Raw genomic sequence first — 20,825 nt, 5'->3', positions numbered from 1 at the left:
GTGGGCGACAAATCGTCCAGACCAGGATGAAAGAGAGGATTAAGCGAGCGTGCTCGGTATGTGGACACTATGCAGAGCCGTGCTCCGCAGAATGTGATCGGCCAGGGCAGGCAGATGGGGCGCTTCGAACAGACTGAAGTGGTGACCGGCGATGGCTTGGTGCCTTACCGGCCCGCTGGTGAAATCCTGCCAGCGGAGCATGCGCCCCGCCGAACGTTCGGAGTCGGCGGCTTCGAGCAGCAGCAGCGGCGCGGCCAGCCGCATACTGGGACGGTAAGCATGCAGCAGTTGCAGGTTGTGGCGGAGCAACTGGCGCATTCGCTCGCCCACCAGGCCGGCTTGAGTTTCAGCCGGCATGTGGGCTTGGAGCAATTCGCTCAGCAGTTCGTCATCAGCCGAGTGGCCGTCGGTTTCGGCCGCTTCCAGCTGGCGGCTGGCAGCCAGCGGCTCGTTGTCGATCAGGATTAGTTCCACTTCAAAGAGAGCAGCTTCCAGCACGCGGGCAGTTTCAGCGGCCAGCAACGCCCCCATCGAGTAGCCTAATAGAAACACTAGTTGCCCACCGGCGACAACCGAAGTGATTTCTTGGGCGAAAGACTGTGCCATCTGCTCGATATTTGCATCGAAGGCCTCGTTAGGGTCATCAAAGCCACGGTGTTGCAGGCCGTAGCAATTAATGCCGGCTTGGCCTACCAGGCGGGCCAGGGGTTGGTACATGGCGGCCGTACCCACTACTGGGGGTAACATGAACAGGACTGGCTGCCCCGGCAAGCCCCGGCTGAGGGGCAGCAGTAAGCCCTTGGTAGGCGTGTTACCAGTAAGCAGGGCGGCCTGCTCGCGGATGGTGGCATGGTGCATTATATCGCGGATGCTCACATTAACCCCGAAAGTTTTCCAGATGCGCCCAATTAGCCGCATGGCCAGGATGGACTGGCCGCCCAGATCATAGAAGTTGTCGGTTACCCCCACCTGGGGTAACTGCAGTACCTGCTCCCAGAGGCTGGCCATTACCCGCTCGGTATTGGTGGCGGGGGCGACGGCTTCAGCGCGGCGGCCCGACCCAACAGTCGGCTGAGGGAGCGCGCGTAGGTCTACTTTTCCGTTGGATGTCACGGGCAGTTCGACCAGCAGGCAGTAATAAGTCGGCACCATGTAGTGCGGTAGGCGCTCGGCCAGCCAGAATTTGAGCTCTGGTTGTCCCACGCCGCCGCTCGCCACCACGTAGGCACGGAGCTGGTCAGTCCCGGCATCACCCTTGGCATAGGTTACCACGGCCTGCGCTACGGCGGGGTGGGTCAGCAGCAGCTGCTCTATCTCGCTTAGTTCCACTCGATAGCCGCGAATTTTCACCTGATGGTCGACGCGGCCACGAAACTCCAGTTGGCCATCAACGCGCCAGCGGGCCACATCGCCGGTGCGGTACATGGTTTGGCCGGGCTGAGAAGGATTGGGCAGGAATCGCTGGGCCGTCAGCTCGGGTTGACCCACGTAGCCACGGGCGCAGCCCACCCCGGATAGATACAATTCACCCCATACGCCCACCGGTAGGGGCTGCTGCTGGGCATCCAGGACTAGTGCCTGGGTGTTGGCAATGGGCTGGCCGATGGGCACAACCGATTCTGCGCCCGTAACGCGATAAGTAGTGGCGCACACGCTGTACTCGGTGGGGCCGTAGGCATTGTAGTAGCTCAGGCGCTGGCCTAGGTAGCGAGCGTCAGCGGGGTTAGGGGCTTCACCGGCAGTGATGAGTACTCGCAATAGCTGCCCCACTCGTTCCCGGTCGAGGCTGGCCAGATATACCGGGGGCAGAGTGGCCACTGTTACCTGCTGCTGCTGCAAATAATCCAGGCAGTGTGCGGGATTGGCTATCAGCTCGGGAGTTAGTAAGACCAGCCCGGCACCGGTATAGAGGGACATAAACATTTCGTAAACCGAAGCATCGAAGGAAATGGATGCAAACTGCAAGCAGCGGTCCGACGGTGCTATTTCAAACCGACGCACCTGGTCACTCACCATGTTCATGTTGCCACGATGCTCGATCATGACGCCTTTGGGCGTGCCCGTGGAGCCGGAGGTGTAAATAATGTAGGCCAGATCCGTGGGCCGGGTCGTGCTGACCGGGTTGTGGGTGGGCTGCTTTGCCAGACTCAGGCGCAGTTCAGACAGCACCTGGACGAGCCCGGTGTAGCCGGCGGGCACCTGGGCGGTGGCGTCCACCAGCGTCAGCACGGGGCGGGCATCGTTGAGGATAAAGTGCACGCGCTCGGCCGGGTAGCTCGGGTCGATGGGCAGGAATGCAGCCCCGGCTTTGAGGATGCCCAGCACGGTAATGACCTGCCACTCGGAGCGCGGCAACACGAAAGCCACCGTCTGATTGGCGCCCACACCGTGCTCCTGCCGCAGCCAGTTGGCCAGTTGGTTAGCCTGCTCGTTGAGTTGGCGGTAGCTGAGTTGTCCGGTGGGAAATAGCAGGGCCGGTTGCTCGGGCCGTAGCGCCACTTGCTGCTCGACGTAGGCATGGATAGAATTGAGCAGCGCGCCGTCGTGGTGGGTCTGGTTGAAGCCACTCAGCACCTGTTCCCGTTCCTCAGGGTCCAAGTAGTTTAGTTCAGTGAGCGGGGTGTCAGCGTTAGCGGCAATGCTGGTAAGCAATTGCTCGAAGTGAGCCAGTAGCCGGCGCAACGAGGTTTCGGCATAGATGTCGGTATTGTACTCAATATGAAACTGCAGCCCTTCCTCGACCCGGCGGGCGACCAGGGTCATGTCGAACTTACTGCCATTAAACTCTTCGCTTAATTCCTCAAGCTCCAGCCCTTCCAGCGCCAGGCCCACGCCTTGCCGCTCGCCGGCATTTTGGTAGACGACCATCACGTCGAACAGAGCCGATCGGCTGGGGTCGAACTGGGTGCGCAGCTCGCTTATCACCTGGTCAAAAGGGAAATGGCGGTGCTCGAAGGCCTCAAGAGCATTATCGCGCTCCTGGCGCAGTGTCTCCGTAAAGCTGCGCTCCCCGTCGAGTTGGGTGCGCAACGCCAGCGTGTTGACGTACAAACCCAGTTGCTGGCTCAACCCGATCTTTTCACGGCCGGCTACGGGAGTGCCCAGGATGATGTCTGGCTGGCCGGTATAGCGGAAGAACAGGGTTTTCAAGGCTGCCAGCAGCAGCAGTAAGGGGCTGGCCTGCTGGGCGTGGGCCAGACTATCAAGCCGGTCGGCCAGGGTGTGGCTCACTACATACTGAAAATAGTCGCCGTTGAATGTTTTGACGGCGGGACGCGGAAAATCCTCGGGTAAAGCCAACACCGGCAACTCACCGCTGAGCTTGGTGCGCCAGTAATCCAAGTGCGCCGCGTCACGGCCATTAACCAGATTCTGGTGCTGCCAGTAAGCGTAATCCTTATACTGAATGGGTAGGGCAGGTAAGTCCAGTGCTTCACCCGCAAGGCCGGTACGGTAGCGCGTCAGCAACTCCTGGTGAAGGATTGGAACTGACCAGCCATCGGAAACAATGTGGTGGAGATTGAGCGACAATACCGTTTCTGCAGCAGATAGGCGCAACAGGGTTACATGCAGCAGTGGTCCCTGGGCCAAGTCGAATACTCGGTTGGCCAGCTCGCGCAGCAGCGGCTGCACCTGCTGCCAGGGTTCGGGTTGATCGCTAAGGTCCTGCACCCGGAAGAAGACGGGTAATTCATCCAGGGCGAGCACCACCTGCCGCGGCTCCCCATCGACAATACGAAACACTGTGCGCAGTATTTCATGGCGGTTAACTAAAGCCTGGAAGCAAGACCGTAGTAGCGCCACATCGAGCGGGCCGCGTAGCAGCCACGACGCTGGAGTGTTGTAGGAAGTCTGCTGCTCATCGAGCTGCTGAAGTACCCATAATCGCATTTGAGCATGCGAGAGAGGGTAGTAGGGCAGGAGTGGCGCCAGTGGAATATCATCATAGGTGCCGCGCGCCTGCCCATCGAGCCAAGTGGCCAGCTGCCGAATAGTAGGCTGCTGGAAAAACTGTCGCAGCGGCACCTCTACCCCGGTTTCACGATGGATTAGCATGGTGGTTTTCAGCGCTTTAAGCGAGTGCCCCCCCATTTCGAAGAAATTGGCCGTCACGCTTACGGGCCGCTGATTGAGGACAGTTTCCCACACGGCCTGCACCTGCTGCTCGGTGATGGTAACGGGCGGTTCATAGTCGGCCGCTGTACTGTGGTGCTGCATCTCTAAGGGCAGCTGATCCAAGCACTGCCGGTCTAGCTTGCCGTTAGGCGTCATGGGCAGCACGTCGAGCAGGCCAATATAAGCCGGCACCATGTACTCGGGCAGGGTGCTCTGGGCATAGCGTCGCAGTTGCTCCGAACTCAACCCGGCAGTTGGCGCAGTTACAAAGGCCGCCAGCAGCAAGTCGCCGTCGGCGTCACGTCGCAGGCTCACGCAGGCTTCACCCACCAGAGTATGGCTAGTCAGTACCCGCTCAATTTCCCCCAGTTCTACCCGGTGGCCCCGGATCTTGACTTGGTGATCGGCTCGGCCCAGACACACGAGCGTACCGTCGGGCAGCCATTTCACCAGGTCGCCGGTGGCATAGAGCGTGTCGCCGACGACGAAGGGGCTCGCGATGAACCGTTCAGCCGTCAACTCCGGGCGGTGCAGGTAGCCCGCGGCCACGCCCGCGCCTCCCATATAGAGCTGCCCGATAACGCCCACCGGCACCGGCTGCTGCCAGGCATCGAGAACGTAGGCCCTTAAATTGTTAATCGGTTGTCCGATCGCAACCTCCGCCCCGAGGCTGGCCATGTCGGCGGCCGTGAAAGTGCGGCACACGCTGCCCACAGTTGTCTCGGTAGGGCCGTAATGGTTGATGACGTACTTGTCGGGGTATAGCCGGAAGAAGCTCCGCAGGTCCGCCACGTTCAGCAATTCGCCGCCGAGCATGAGGTGGCGTATGCCAGCCAGCCACTCGGGCCGAAAGGCTGGGCTTTTCAGCAGCACGGAAAACAGCGTGGGCGTAAGCTTTAGAAAGCTGATGCCGTGGTGCTGAATATAGGTCCCCAATTCGATGGGCGAGAGGAATGTTTCTTTAGGTACCAAGTGCAACTGTCCGCCCACCGTCAGGATGGGGAAGATGAGCGTCATGGCGAAGTCGAAGGAGTAGGAGCCAGTCAGCACAGTGCGGTCGGCAGCGTGGCACCCGGTATAGGCTACGTACCAACTCACGTAGTTCACCAGGTTGCGCTGACGCACCATTACGCCCTTCGGTTTGCCCGTCGAGCCGGAGGTGTAAATGACATAGGCTAGATCTTCGGGGGTATTGCGCAAGGGCTGCTCGTCGCTGGATTCGTCGGCCAGACCCGGATCGTCCACATCAAGCACCTCCACGGGGGCCGCACCCAGGCGAGCCAGGCTGGTTTGGTCGGCTAGCAGCAGGCGAACCTGGCTGTCTTCTAAGATGTGGCCGATGCGCTCAGAAGGCAGGGCCTGGTCAAGCGGCACATAGGCTGCGCCGGCTTTGTAAACTGCCAGGATGGCAACTATCGTCTGCACCGAGGGCGGTAGCAGAATGCCCACTAAGCTGTTGCGGCCCACGCCCCGACGGCGAAGTGCGGCGGCCAGGCGGTTAGCGGCCGCGTTCAGCTCGCGGTAGGTCAGCGACCCGGTTTCGTCCACTACGGCGACGGACTTGGGTGTCAGCTCCACCTGGAACGTGAATAGCTCATTATAGGTCCTTCCGGCGGTTGCGAAACTGGCTTCAGTCTGGTTAAACTTCCGAAGCACCTGCTCCTGCTCAGCATCTGACAGCAGACTCAGATCGGCCAGGTATCCCGTACTGTCGGCGGCCAATTGGCCCAGCAACTGGCGCAATTGTGCTACCAGGCGCAGGATGGTCGCGGGCCGGAATAAGCTGGTAGCATAAGTAAGGCTGAGGTAGAGGCGGTCAGCTACTTCCAGGGCGCGCAGATTCAAGTCGAACTTCGATACGGTGGTGTGCGGGTCAAAGCTGGGAGTGCTACTCAACGCATCCACGTCGTGGGCAAATTCACCTTCACTCAGCAGGCCGAAAGCAGTGTCGAACAGCGGGTTGCGGCTCATATCACGCCCGCCCCCCACATATTCCACCAGCTCCTCAAAAGGGTACTCCTGGTGCTCAAACGCGCCGAGGGCCGTAAGCTTGACTTCACGCAGATAGTCGGCAATGAGTTTGTCACCACTTGGCAGGCTGCGCAGCGGGAGCGTATTGACGAACAGGCCCACAATTTGCTTGGCGTCGGGGTGCACCCGGCCTGCCACGGGGGTTCCGACAGTCACGTCTGCCTGTCCACTGAGCTTGGTCAGCAGTACCGACCAGACGGCCAGCATGGCCATGTAAGGCGTCACGTCGTGGCGGCGGCAGAGCGCGTGCAGGCCGGCGGTTTCTTCGGAGCTAAGCGTTAGGCTTACCTCGGCCCCAGCAGAACTATACTGTTCGGGCCGGGCAAAGTCGGTGGGCAATTGCAGAATGGGGCGCTCATCGGCGAACGCGGCCTGCCAGTAACTCTGCTGAGCCTGAAGTTGGGTGCTGCGGGCTGGGCTGGCTTGCCAGCCCAGGTAATCCTTGTACTGCAGCACGGCCCCAGACAATGGTTTTCCTTGGAGTAGGGTCAGCAGTTCAGCCTGTAGGATGGCCTGCGAAAGACCATCGGTAACGATGTGGTGCACATCGAACAGCAATTGGGCGGGCTGGCCGGCGAAGGCGGGCAGGTAGGCAGCGCGCAGTAGCGGGGCCTGGCCTAGGTCGAAAGGCCGCACAAAATCTGCCAGCGCAGTTGAAGCATCGCTCCCAACCGGCAATTCGGCTACCGATATATCCACTTCGGCCTGCACGCGCTGCACTACCGTGCCCTGCTGGTCCTCAAAACTGGTGCGCAAGCTGTCGTGGCGGGCCACCAGGGCTTGCAGAGCCGCTTGCAGGTGAGCAGGAGAATCCGCACCAGCAGGCAGGGCCAGAATACCGGGCACGTTGTAAGCCGTGCTGGTAGGCTCGAAGCGTTGCAGGAAGTAGAGCCGGCTCTGGGCCGACGAGAGCGAGTACGTCTGCTGTACCGGGGCCGGCTCGATGGCTTGGTAGGCGGTGTGGTCGGAGGCCGCCAAACAGGCAGCCTGCAGGCGGATGGTGGGCAATTCGAAAACCTGCGCTAGCGACAGAGCTACGCCGAGGCGGCGATGTACCAGGCCGACCAGTTTAATGGCCTTGAGCGAGTGACCGCCCAGCTCGAAGAAGTTAGCTTCGGCGGAGATGGCCTCCGCGTCCAGCCCCAGCACTTCCGCCCAGAGTTGGGCGAGTACCTGCTCGTCGCCGGTGGTCGGGGGCACGTAATCAGGGGTGGTAAACGTGGGTGCAGGCAGCGCTTTGCGGTCGATTTTGCCGTTGGCATTCAGGGGCAATTCGGGCAGGGCCAGCAGGGCGGCGGGCACCATATAGGCGGGTAGCAGCTCCTGCAGATAACGACGTACGGCTTCGGCGCTAAGATCATCCTCGGCTGAGAAGTAGCCGGCCAGAAACTTTTCGCCGGTAGCTGTAAGGTGCACAGTCACCACAGCATCTTTCACCAGGGAATGGCCGCGCAGTACTTCGGCTATTTCGTCGGGCTCGATGCGAAAGCCTCTGATTTTTATTTGGTTGTCTACCCGGCCTAGAAATTCCAGCTGGCCGTCTTCGCCCCACCGGGCCAGGTCGCCGGAGCGGTAGAGGCGGCCGGCGCCGAAGGGGTTGGGCACAAATTGCTGCCGAGTCCGCTCCGCATCCTGCCAGTAACCGCGGGCCAGCCCCTCGCCACCCAGCCACAACTCGCCGGGCACGCCCTTGGGTACTAAGTTGCCCCGCCCATCTACTACGTAGGCAATGCTGTTAGCGATGGGCCGGCCCAGTGGAACTGGGGCAGTTGCCGGAGTGGCCACTGCCCCACAAACTGAAAATGTGGTATTTTCTGTTGGTCCGTAGCCATTGATGATCTGTAGCTGCGGGCAGTACTGCTGTACCCGCGCTAAGTGCCTTGCCGATAGGGCCTCGCCGCCTACCAGCACCTGCTCCAACCCACTGAATACATCCGGCTGTTCGTCGGCTAGTTGGTTGAACCACGAGCTGGTGAACCACATTTGCGTGATCCCCTTCTCCCGGATAGAACGCCGCAAGTGCTCGGTATCAAGCAGACTCTCGAGACTGAGCAGGTGTAGCTGCCCGCCGTGGAGCAGCGGCCCCCAGATTTCAAACGTAGCCGCGTCGAAAGCTAAAGAGCCAGTCTGCAAAACTCGTAGCCGCTCATCAAAACGGGTGTAATCCGTGTCGCGCACCAGCCGTATGATGCTGCGGTGCTCAATCATCACTCCCTTAGGCCGGCCGGTTGAACCTGAAGTAAACATCACATAGGCCAGGGAATTGGTCGTGGCCTGCGAGGCGGGCAGCGGCGCGGCCCAGCTTTCGGTGCTGAGATCCAGCATCGGTAAGCACACAACTGGTGTGGGAGCAAGAGCCGCCGACATCGCAGGGTTATCGGTAACAACTACGCGGGCCTGGGTGTAAGCCAGCAACTCGCGGATGCGCTCCACTGGAGTATGAGCTTCCAGCGGCAGATAGGCAGCATCAGCCTTAAGAGTGGCCAGCATACTTACTACGAAGTCGGTGCCGCGCTGCATCACGGTGGCAACCACATCCTCATGCCTTATACCATGCTCTTGGCGCAGATAATTTGCCAGTCGAGTGGTCCGGTCATTGAGTTGATTATAGCTGAGTTGGCGGCGTTCATCAGCAATGGCCAGGGCGTTGGGCGTACGGGCAGCTTGGGCTGCAAACAGGGTCGAGACGGTGTGCGTTACCGGCACCGGCGCGGTGCTACCAGCCAAATCAAGCAGTTCTGCACGCTCGGCTACCGCTAGGTAAGGGATGGCATCGAGCGCTGTATCGGGCTGCTGCATCACATGCCGTAGCAGCGCGGCCAGGTGCAGTAGCATCCGCTCAACGCGAGCAGCCGTGAATATGGCCGTGCGATATTCAATACCGATTACCAGTCCCTCAGTTTCCTCGGCGCAGTCAATAGTGAGATCGAATTTGCTAGTGGGGTTATCGTTGTTATATGGTACAGCTTCAAATTCACTTTGCGCAAACAGGTCATCGCGCTCCGAACCGTTATTTTGCATGACTACCAGCACATCGAATAGCGGAGAGTGGCCGTTATCGCGTGGCAGATTCAGCTGGTCGATCAGCTCATCGAAGGGGTGGGCCTGGTGCTGATAGGCCCGCAGCAGATGCTCCTGTATCTGGGTCAGATACTGTCCGAAGGTTGCTTCGCCGCTGAGCTGCGACCGGATGGGTAAAGTGTTGACGTAGAAGCCCACCTGATCGGCCAAATCGGCGTGTTCGCGCCCGGCAATTGGACTGCCCACGATAATGTCCTTCTGGCCGGTGTAGCGGTATAGCAACGTCTTTACACCAGCCAGCAGCAACATAAACATGCTTACTCCGCGAGCGGCAGCGAAATGCGTGAGTTGCTGGCTTAAAGCCCCGTCCAGGGTAAGTGTGCGGTAGTCCCCCTCATAGCAGGCCGCTTTAGGTCGGGCAAAGTCAGTGGGCAGCTCCAGCACCGGCAGCTCCCCCTCAAACTGCTTTAGCCAGTAGGCGCGGTGCACCTGCATCTGCTCGGAGCGCAACTGCTGATTTTGCCAAGCTGTTACATCCTTGTATTGTACGGGCAACGGCCGCAACGAGCAAGGCTCGGCACGTTGAAAATCGCGGTACAAGGTCAGGATGTCGCGGAACAGTACCTGGGTTGACCAGCCATCCGACACGATATGGTGCAGGGTGAATAGCAGCACGGTACGGGTTGCGGTAAGCTGCAACAGACGGGCCTTCACTAGCGGACCGGCGGCCAGGTCAAACACGGTTTGGGCTTCGTTGCGGGCAAGACGAGATGCTTCAGCGTCGGCCTCCATATGGCCGCGCAAGTCATCGATCTGCAGCGCAAAACCAAACTCCTCCACCTTTACCACGCGCTGGCGCGGTACCCCGTCGATAATCGGGAAGACCGTGCGTAGCACCTCATGCCGATCAATAAGGGCAGTAAAGGCCTGCGCCATGGCGGCCACGTTGAGCTCCCCGCGTAGCTCCACGGCGTGCGGAATATTATAGGCAATCTGACCGGGTTCAAGCCCCGTGATAACCCAGAGCCGCATCTGGGCATGCGAGAGTTCATAATGCGGCTGCGGGGGTACCGGGCGCAGGGCATGATACTGCTCGGTATCGGCTTCAGCTAAAGCAGTAGCTAACTGCTGAATGGTGGGCCGCAGAAAGATGGTGCGCAGCGGCAGGCGCACGTTGAAAGCACGGTGAATCTGAGCTACCAACTGAGTGGCTTTCAGCGAATGTCCCCCGATTTCAAAGAAGTTATCGGTGGTGCCAAGGTGTTGCAGGTTGAGTATTTCCTGCCACATGGACAGCAGCTGAGCCTCGGTTTCGGTAGCCGGGGCCACACGGGCCTGCTCAGAGTGCAGCCGGTGCGCTTCCGCGTCAGGCAGGGCATGCTTGTCGAGCTTACCGTTGGGCGTGAGCGGAATGGTGGCGACTGGCACATAATAGGCGGGCAGCATGTAATCGGGCAGCTGGCTGCGCAGGTGCTCCTGCAATTCAGCCAGGGCCAGCGCGGCCTCGGCAGCGAAGTACACGGCCAGTTGGGGTTGTCCATCGACCTCGTGAACCAGGGCCACGGCGTCACGCACTGGGCCGTAGAGCTTCAGCGTTTCGGCGATTTCATCCAGCTCTATCCGGAAGCCCCGGATCTTTACTTGGTTGTCAATGCGGCCTGAAAAGGCCAGCGTACCGTCGGGCAGCCAGCGGCCCTGGTCACCGGTTTTATAGAGGCGGCCTTCGCCGAAAGGATTGGCTATAAACTTAGCGGCCGTCAACTCCGGGCGGTTATAATAACCGTTGCCCACGCCAATGCCGCCAATGCAGATTTGCCCTGACACGCCCACGGGCAGCAGCTGATTCTGGGGGTCCAGCACGTAAATTTGCTGGTTGTCAAAGGGGGAACCGAGCACTGGCCGGGCCGCAAACTCATCCATCGATTCACGTGTAAGCCAGTGGGCCACCGATCCGATCGTCGCTTCCGTCGCCCCATAATGGTTGCCAAGCACCACGTGCGGGTAGTGTCCTAAATACTTGCGCAGGTTCTTGACGTTGATAGTTTCCCCCCCCTGCTTGATGACGCGCACCGTACGGCAGGCGGTGGGGTCTTCGTTGAAAGTGCGCGAGTTAACGAGCACGCCGAAAGTAGAGGGCACCACTTTGAGGAATGTTACCCCCTGCTGCTTGATATAGGCCAGCGTTTGATCGGGGTCAAAGAAGGTATCGGTAGGTACGTGCAGCGTGCCGCCCGCCGTGAGCGTGGCCCAGATGTAGCTGTAGCACCCGTCAAAGCTGTACGAGTTAATCAGCATGGTGCTGTCGCTCGGGGTCAGGGCAAACTGGCGGCGGAACCAGTTCACATGGTTGGCCAGCGAAAGGTGGTAGACCAGGGCCCCCTTGGGCTTGCCAGTGGTGCCCGAGGTGTAAATCATGTACGCCAAGTCAAAATCGGCCAAATGGCGGGCGGGCGTATCGATGGGCTGGTCCAGACAGTCTTCCACGCAAAACAACTGACTGCCTGCTCCCGTTAGGCCGGCGGTCAGCAACTCGGCCTCCGTCAGCACCAGGCGGCACTCGCTGTCGCTGATAAAGAACTGAATGCGCTCGGGCGGGGAACTCAGGTCTATAGGAATATACCAGCCGCCAGCCTTCAGGATGCCAATGATGCCAATGATGATTCGCTCGGAACGGTGGACCATTACGGCCACCTTTTCCTGATGCTGCAGGCCGCACTCATTGCGCAGGTAATGAGCCACTTGGTTGCCGCGCTCATTCAGTTCGCGGTACGTCAGCGTGAGGCCATTGCTTTTAACGGCGACCGCGTCGGGCGTAGCGGCCGCCTGCCACTCAAACTGTTCGATAACTGAAGCCGTGGGGAAAACCCGTTCCGTGTTGTTGAAAGGTCCTAAAATCAACTCCTGGTCCAAGGCCGTTAGGGGGTTGAGTGCAGCCACGGGCTGGGCCAGGTCGGCCGTGAGTAACTCGAGCGTGCGCAGGAGTTGCTGGGCGAGCAACTCCACGGCCCGGGCCGAATAACAGGCCGTGTCGTAGTCGATTTCCAGGCGTAGGATCTCCTCGTCGCGGTCTAGCTTGCAGAGCAACTGCACTTTGTCCAGATCAGACTGCCAGGGATTGAGCGGGGCGTAATGAAAACCGGTGGCAAAGGCGAGCCGGGCCAATGCAGGCTGGCTGAACTGCTCGGCCACCAGGGCGGCGTAATCGAACTGCTGGCGGGCCAGATTCTGCTCCAGTTCCTGATGCAGGCGAGCCAAAAGGCTCTTGGGCGAATCGTCCTCCTTTACTGTCAGGCATACGAACTGTAGGCCGGGGCCGGCCGGCTTACCAGCTTGCAGGCTCAGGTCGGTCGTGGTAAGCAGCAACTCCTCGTGCAGTGTGTACTTATGCAGCAGGATGGCAAGCGCAGCCAAGCCCAGCTTGTACACGTTCAGGTCCTTGCCCTTAGCGCAGGCCAAGAGCTGCGCAGTCAGTGAGGCGGGCACGGGCAGAAGCAGACGGCCCCGTGGGGTAGTGCTATCTGCGGCGGATTCGGCCAATTCATAGAAGCCACTGCTGCTGCTGGCAGTAAGCTTATCGACCCAGTAGGTCAGGTTCTCGTCCGGCGAAATGAGCACTTCGTACATGGTCGGGGTAAATAGCTTCGGGAGAAAGGGGGCGAAAAAGGGACGCAGGCTAAGCGAAATCGTCTTCCAGGCTGACGCTTATCGGGGCCAGGGTGGGGCGAGCAACGGGCTGCAGCCGTAGCGGCGCGGTAGGATCGGCCAGCAGTTCGGCACTTAGTGCTAGCAGTTGGTCGCGGAAGCCGGCCGCGCGAGACGGCAGGAACAGACTGGTGTTGTAAATCAGCTCGCCGGCAATGGCCCCGTTGGGTAAGCTCTGAAAGCAGAGCGTCAGATCGTACTTGTTGGTAGCATCCTGCGCATCCGACTGCCAATCGGCAAAGCGGAGCGTACCCGGTGCTTCATCATCGGCGAGGTCCAAGCCGTCGAGGAAATTCAGCATCACGTCAAAGAGCAGGTTGCGGCTCAAATCGCGGCGCAAGCCCAGCTTTTCCACCAGCAGATCAAAGGGATAGCTCTGATGCTCGAAGGCTGCCAACGTGGTTTTTCGCACGGCCGCCAGCACCTCATCAAAGCTGTTGAGCCCATATAGTTGGGTGCGCAGGGGCAACACGTTCACGTAACAGCCGAGCTGTTTGGCTAGCCCCGGCTGCTCGCGGCCTGCGGCGGTAGTGCCCACCGTTACCATCTCAGTAGGCAGCAGGCGAGCCAGCCACACCTTCACCACGGCCTGCAGGCCCATAAACAGGCTGGCGCCCTGCTGCTCACATAGGCTGCGTAGCGCGTCGGCCAAAGGTGCATTCAACTCGAAGGGTAGCACGGCACTGGCATAACTGCGCACGGCGGCGCGATCGTGATCCAGGGGTAAATCGGGACGGGCATCCAGACCGCTGAGTTGGTCAAGCCAGTACTGCTCGGAGTGTCGGGACGGCGCTTCTTGCAACTGCTGATTGTGCCAGGCGGCGTAATCTTTGTACTGCATGGGCAGCTCGGGCAGCGGCAGTTCGGCAGTGCGAATAGCGTGGTAGTGAGCGGATAATTCACTGAGCAGCAGCAGCAGCGACCACCCGTCGCCGATGATGTGGTGCAGGTTGACAATCAGAACGTGCCGGCTGGCGGCGTCGGTGAGCAAGTGCAGCCGCAAGAGGGGGAGAGCTTCCAGGTCGAACACGTGCTGCTGCTCCGCTTGGGCGGCCCGCGCCACGGTGGCTTCAAAATCGGCAGTGGCCACCGTTCGTATTACCAGCGCGAGTGCGGGCTGCGGGCCCGGGAGCACGTGCTGGTAAGGCTGCCCATCTTCGGCCACGAAGGTGGTCCGCAGGATTTCGTGACGGTCTGCCAAGCGGCGCACGGCTTGCGCCAGGGTTACCGCGTCAAGGTCGCTGGGCAGCGCATAAGTACCGGTAATATTGTAAGCGGCGCGGTCAGTTTCGAGCTGATCCATAACCCAGATGCGTCGCTGAGCCCGCGAAACGTCGTAGCGGGGGGCCGGAGTTACGGTCGGGATAGTGGTGGGCCGCTCAGCTGACCGCGACTCGATAACGCAGGCCAAGGTGCGCACGCTAGGGTGCTGGAAAAAGATGGCCAGTCCGATTTTACGGTCGAACTGTTGTTGCACACTGGCCAGGACCCGGACGGCTTTGAGCGAATTACCGCCGATGGAGAAAAAGTCATCTTCGACGCTTATGCTTTCGCGACCCAGCACATCGGCCCAGATAGCAAGCAGGGCAGCTTCGGTAGGTGTGTCGGGTTGACTGTTGGCAGCACTTTGCTGCGCCAGGAGCGGGCCGATCTCGGGTAAAGCGTAGCGGTTCAGCTTGCCGTTAGGATGGAGTGGCACGGTGGCTAAGGGTACCAGCAGTGACGGCACCATGTAAGCAGGCAACTGGTTTTGTAGAAACTTCCGTAACGACTCGGCCAGCAGGGGTTCGCTCAAGGTGTAGTAGGCCACCAGCAGCTTGTCTGTGGCCGCATCAGCTTGGACCAGCACGAACGCTTCAGCCACGCCGGGATGGGTTTTGAGCAGGCTGGCTATTTCATCGGGCTCGATGCGAAAACCCCTGATTTTTACTTGGTTGTCAACTCTTCCCAGAAAATCCAGCTGGCCGTCTTCGCGCCAGCAAGCCCGGTCGCCGGAGCAGTAAAGCAGGCCTTGGCCGAAGGGGTTGGGCACAAATTGCTGCCGGGTGCGGTCCGCATCCTGCCAGTAACCGCGGGCCAGCCCCTCGCCGCCCAGCCACAGTTCACCGGGTATGCCCTTGGGCACTAACCTGCCCTGCCCATCCACCACGTATACCGTGCTGTTAGCGATGGGCCCGCCGAGAGGAATGGTGGCGGGTGCCGGCCGGGGAATACGGTAGTAAGTAGATAAGGTGGTATTTTCTGTTGGGCCGTATAGGTTCACCAGTTCCACGTTGGGGCAGTGTTCCTGCACCCGTCGCACGTGGGCAACCGATATCTTCTCGCCTCCGGTTAGGACCCGTCTCAGACCATGGAACAGGTCTGGAGCTTCGTCAGCCAGCTGATTGAACCAGGATGTGGTGAAGAAAACATCCGTAATGGCTTTTTGCTGGATAGTGTGCCGCAGTTTATCGGTATCGAGCAGGTGGTCGAGAGCCAGAATATGTACCTGTCCACCGTGGAGCAACGGCCCCCAGATTTCGAAGGTAGCCGCATCAAAGGCCAGCGAGCCGGTTTGCAGCATCCGCTGGCCCGGCCCAAAGTGGATGTAGTCTGCATCCAGTACTAGCCGGATGATGCCGCGATGCTCAACCATTACCCCTTTGGGCTTGCCTGTCGAGCCGGAGGTATACATCACGTAAGCCAGCGAATTGCTTTGCGGGCCGCCATGAGCCAAATTGGTGGCGGCAAAGGCAGAGCAATCCACTAGCCCCGGGTGCAGGCATGCATAAGCGCCGCCCAGCGCCCGCGGCAGAGCCTCCGCATCAGTGAGCAGTACCCGGGCATTGGTGTCGGTCAGCAGCTCGGCCACCCGCTCGGCGGGCAGGTTTACTTCCAGCGGCAGGTAAGCCCCACCCGCTTTGAGCACGGCCAGCGCTACGGTAACAAATTCCACTCGCCGCGTGAGGGCCACGGCCACAATGCTTTCCGCTCCGACCTCGTACTGCTCGCGCAGGTAGCGCGCCAGTTGGTTGGCTTCGGCGTTCAGCTGGGCATAGGTCAGAGTGCGCTCATTATCGGCAACGGCCACTTGATTGGGGTAGCGGGCGGCCATCTGCTCAAATTGGGCCGATACCGTTTGCTCAGGCAGTACCGGCACGCTAGTTCCGGCAAACCCTAGTAACTCCGTCTGCTCAGTAGTAGGCAGGTAGTCTAGCGCATCGAGGGCGATGTGGGCGCCGGCGACAATGGCACGCAGCAACTGGGCATAATGGCCCGCCATTCGTTCGATCCGGGCCGGCATGAATAAATCAGTGCTGTATTCCAGCGCTACGGTTAAGCCCTCTGCTTCTTCCCAGGCTTCCACCGTCAGGTCGAATTTGCTGTACCCCTGCGATAACTCCACCGCGTTGAAGGTCAGCTCCGAAGCAGGGTTGGCCGCCTCAGCCTCAGCACTATTGCTTTGCAGCACTACCAGCACGTCAAACAGCGGGGAGCGGCTCAGCTCACGGGGGACTTGCAAGTCGTCCACCAGCTGATCAAAGGGGTAGCTCTGGTGCTCAAAAGCGCCCAGGGCGACTTGCTTGACCTGGTCGAGCAGCACTTCGAAAGAAGCCGTGCCGGCCAAGCGAGTGCGCAGCGGGAGCGTATTGACGTAAAAGCCAATCTGATGCTCAAGGTCGCTGTGCTCCCGGCCCGAGGCCACAGTCCCGACTACCAGATCAGTCTGGCCGGTGTAGCGATAAAGCAAGGCTTTTACCGAAGCCACTAGCCCCATAAAGAGCGTAGCGCCGCGGCGGGAGCTCAGCTGCCGCAGACCGGACGTGGTGGCCGCGTCGATGCGCAGTTCCAGCACCGCGCCCCGCTGCGTGCGGTGGGCGGGCCGGGGGAAATCAGTGGGCATCTCCAGCACCGGGACTTCACCGGCAAACTGCGCCCGCCAGTAGGCGCGGTGCGCTTCGGCAGCCGGGCTGGCCAACTGCGCGTTGTGCCACACGGCAAAGTCCTTGTACTGGATAGGTAGTGTGGGCAGCACCGCCACCGTTTCGGTGCGGGCAGCCTGGTACAGGGTCAGCAGGTCGCTGAGCAGAATGTCGCTCGACCAGCCATCAGCCACGATATGGTGCAGAACCAGTACAAAAACGAAGTCCTCATCGGCCAGCTGCATCAACCGGGCTTGAAAAAGAGGTCCCTCGGCCAGATTGAATACGGTGTGAAAATCTTCTTGCGCCTGCACCATGGCTGCGGCTTCCGCCTCAGGCTGCCCGCGCCAATCGTTGTAGCGCAAGGTATGCGAGGCATTAGCCGTCCCCACGCGCTGGCGCGGTTCCCCAGCCTCGGTCACGAATACTGTGCGCAGAATTTCATGGCGTGTCACCAGCTGCTGCAGGGCCTTAGCCAGCGCTTCGGGTTGCAGTGGCCCCGTGAGCCGGTAGGCGACCGTCATATTATAGCTGAACTGCTCTTCGGGATTTAGCTGGTTGACCAGCCAAAGGCGGCGCTGGGCGTGCGAGAGCGGGTAGTCAGCTTGCGCGGGTGCCAGGGTGATGGACTGGTAAGCCGCCTCATTGCCTTGCACGGCACGAGCAAGCTGCTGGATGGTGGGCGCAGTGAAAATCGTGCGTACTGAGATGTTGGTATCGAAGGCTTTGTTGATGTGGGCTGCCAGGCGCGTCGCCTTCAGGGAGTGCCCCCCCACGTCGAAAAAGTTTTCATCGGTGCCAATGACCTCGCGGGTTAGAATCTTTTGCCAGAGTTCCAGCAAACGGATTTCAGTGTCATTGACGGGGACCAGTACCGTTTTGCGGAGGGTGCCGCCGGGCTCAGGCAGGGCCTTGCGGTCGACTTTATCGCTGAGGTTGAGCGGGAAGGCGGCCAGCAAAACGTACTCCGCCGGGTGCATGTAAGTTGCCAGCTGGGCCTTTACAAACTCCTGCACCTGTCGCCGTACCTGCTGCTGCAAGTCGGCATCAGTTAGGGCTTTAGACTGGCGTGGCACGAGGTAGGCAATAATCTGCTGCTCGCCTTGGTAGGGGCGAATAACTACGGCGGCAGCCTCTACGGCCGGACAGGTGTGAAGGCGGCTTTCGATTTCACCCAGCTCCACTCGATAGCCCCGGATTTTCACTTGGTGGTCGACGCGCCCCAAAAATTCCAGGTTGCCATCAGGCAACCAGCGCGTTAAGTCGCCCGTGCGGTAAATCGTGTCGCCCAGCGTACCTTCGAAGTGGTTTGGGACAAAGCTGATGGCGGTTTTGGCCGGCTCCTGCCAGTAACCCGCGCCCACGCCCACCCCGGATACGGCTAGCTCGCCCACTATGCCACGGGGCAGTAGCCGGCCAAAACGGTCCACTACGAATATATTCATGTTGGCAATGGGCCGGCCGATTGCCACCTTGCGCACTTCGGGCCCAAGCGGCTGCTCAATGAGGTACTGGGCAATGTCATCAGATGCCTCGCAGGGACCGTAGCCGTTTACTATGCGGCAGCCAGGCACTACCCGCAGCCACTGGTTCACGAGGTCCACGGACACTACTTCGCCTACCATCATCAGCCAGCGCAGGGATGGGAGCGGGTTCGTTTCGGAGTAGTAGTTGTCGATGTAGTCGGTGAGACCCAGCAGGAACGAAGGGACAAATTCGATGATGGTAACATCATGACGGACCAGCACTCGGAGTAAGGCTTCGTAGTTGAGCAGGTCGTCCTTATCAATAATAACGGTGGTCCCGCCATGCATGAGTGGCCCCAGAATCTGCCACACTGATATATCGGACGAAATACTGGCGCTCTGTAGAAAGCGGAAGCCTTGGGGCAGGTCCAGCTCATTGATTTCAGCCAGAATGTGATTCATCGCCCCATCATGGCGGGTGATAGCTCCTTTGGGCTGGCCTGTCGAGCCAGAAGTGTAGAGCATATAAGCCCAGGAATCCATCCGATTGCGGTTCGGCAGGTTTTCTGCCGCCCCCTGATCGGGAGCAGTATCGGCATCTGCCCAGCCAATACCCAGGTTGGTGATTTGCCGCGCAGTATTGGCCGGCAGCGGATCCAGGCTCAGTACCAGGGGCCAGCTGGCGACTTCCGTCCCCAGCAGGATGGCTAGGCCGGCGGCATCGCTTATAAGGCCTTGCATAGTACTGCTGGCCATTAGCTCGCAGTTACGGGAGGCCGGGTTTTGTACGTCAAGGGGGACGTAGCGGGCGCCTAACTTCAGAATGCCCAGCATGGCCGCTACCAGCCCGGGACCGCGCTCCACATTCACTCCCACAAAATCTTCGGCCCCTACGCCCAGCTTCTGCAACTGGTGCCCGATGCGGTTGGCTTCGGTGTTGAGTTGGGCGTAAGTCCAGGTAACGTCGTTGTGGACGACGGCAAGGGCTTCGGGAAAGCAGGCGACCTGCTGCTCGAAGCACAGGTTGATAGGCAGGTCGTTGCCCAGCTCAATTGCGCCGCGATTCAACATGTGTAGCTGCTCGGCGCGCTCAGCCGGGGTTAGCAGTTCCAGTTCGGCCACTAGAGCGGTGGGCTCGGCTAGTACCTGCGCAAACAGTCGCCCCAAGTGCCCGGTCAGGCGGTGCACATAGGTCGCTGAATAGTGTTGGGGATTGAAGCTGATGGTCACGGCCAACTCCTGGCCTATTTCCACATCCACATCGAGGTGGTAGTGGGTATGCTCATAACCGCCGACATTATCGAGGCTGAACGGGTCGTTACCAACGGAGTCTCCCTCCAGCAGGTCATCCTGAACCGGGTAGTTTTCGAAAGCTATAACGTGCTGAATCAGCTGGCTACGCAGTTCGGTGGCGGACTGAATTTCCACCAGCGGTTGATGGTGGTGGGGCACGGCCTCCACCGCGTCCTGGTGCAGTTGGCGCACCAACTCATCAAAGCGGGTGTGGCCGGTGTAGCTAACGCGCAACGGGACGGTATTGATGAAAAGCCCAATTATCTGGTCGGCGTCGGGTAGATCGGTTGGGCGGCCGGACACAACATTGCCGTACACTACATCGGTAGTGTTGTTGTAGCGGGCCAGCAGAATCCCCCATAAAGCTTGAAAGACGGTATTTAAAGTAGTTTGCTGCTGCCGGGCCCAGGCAGTGAGGCGGGCCGTATCGGTGGCAGACAGGTGCAGCGTGGCTACTTCGGGAGCAACTAGCGGAGCACCGGGCTGTGGCTCCTGGTCAGGCGGCAGGGCGGCCAGGGTTTCATAGCCCCGCAGGTAGTTTTGCCAGTAGGTGGCGGCGGCGGCTTTATCCTGCTGAGCCAGCCACTTTACGTAGCGGCCGAACGGTACGGGTGGCGGAAGCGGCACCGGTAGCCCGGCCTGAGTGGCGCGGTAAATTTCGCGCAGCTCGGTGAGCAGCACAGAAAGGCACCAGCCGTCCATAAGGATATGGTGGTAGCTCCACACAAACTCGTGGACGGTAGCTGCCGTGCGCAACACCGCTAGGCGGATGAGCGGATCGCGGGTTAAGTCGAAGCCCTGGGCTACCGCCTGCTGCCGGCAGGTGACCACACGGGCTTGGGCCTCGGCAGCGCTCAACTCGGTTAAGTCTTCTATACTTAGGCCTATGCAACGGTTGCGCAGCACTACCTGAAGCGGCTGCTCTACTTTGTCGTAGACAAAGGAGGTGCGCAGGATGTCGTGGCGCCGGCCTAGTTCAGCTAGGCTACGGGCCAGCACATCAACATCTAGCTCACCATGGGCCGTATAAGTGGTTTGAGAGAAGTAAGCTCGGGATTCATCGCGTAGCGTGTGGAAGAGCATGCCTTCCTGCATCGGGGTCAGCGGATAAATCTGTTGGATGTTGTCCTTGTTGTTCATAGGGAGGCTAGTTAGCAGCGAGCAGCGAGTGCCGACTTCTTGACCATCGCAAGGTCATCACCCCCCCCGGCCGAATAAATTTTATTACACCAACCCTGGGTTTACCGGGATAAACCTGCTCCCCCATCCGGCCTTAGGGCGCAAAAAAGCCCCG

General features: G+C 60.0%; 2 protein-coding genes. Both read right to left on the bottom strand.

Features of this window, described 5'->3' with window-relative positions; translation table 11 throughout:
• Positions 1-39 precede the first annotated feature (39 nt).
• Positions 40-12,792 carry a non-ribosomal peptide synthetase gene (locus tag BMY67_RS16290; RefSeq protein ID WP_092773626.1) on the bottom strand — a complete coding sequence of 4,251 codons (12,753 nt, stop codon included), beginning with the start codon at positions 12,790-12,792 and terminating at the stop codon, positions 40-42.
• 49 nt (positions 12,793-12,841) lie between these two features.
• Positions 12,842-20,671 carry a non-ribosomal peptide synthetase gene (locus BMY67_RS16285; RefSeq protein ID WP_092773624.1) on the bottom strand — a complete coding sequence of 2,610 codons (7,830 nt, stop codon included), beginning with the start codon at positions 20,669-20,671 and terminating at the stop codon, positions 12,842-12,844.
• Positions 20,672-20,825 lie beyond the last annotated feature (154 nt).

Origin of the sequence: Hymenobacter actinosclerus (genome assembly GCF_900111515.1) — a bacterium.
Classification (GTDB): Bacteria; Bacteroidota; Bacteroidia; order Cytophagales; family Hymenobacteraceae; genus Hymenobacter; species Hymenobacter actinosclerus.
Note: the sequence above shows the minus strand (reverse complement) of the source record. Positions and strands in the feature narration are given on the sequence as shown.

Bases quoted from the DNA above. Each gene is read 5' to 3' on its own strand.
- BMY67_RS16290 (WP_092773626.1), bottom strand. From the start codon at position 12,792: ATGTACGAAGTGCTCATTTCGCCGGACGAGAACCTGACCTACTGGGTC.
- BMY67_RS16285 (WP_092773624.1), bottom strand. From the start codon at position 20,671: ATGAACAACAAGGACAACATCCAACAGATTTATCCGCTGACCCCGATG.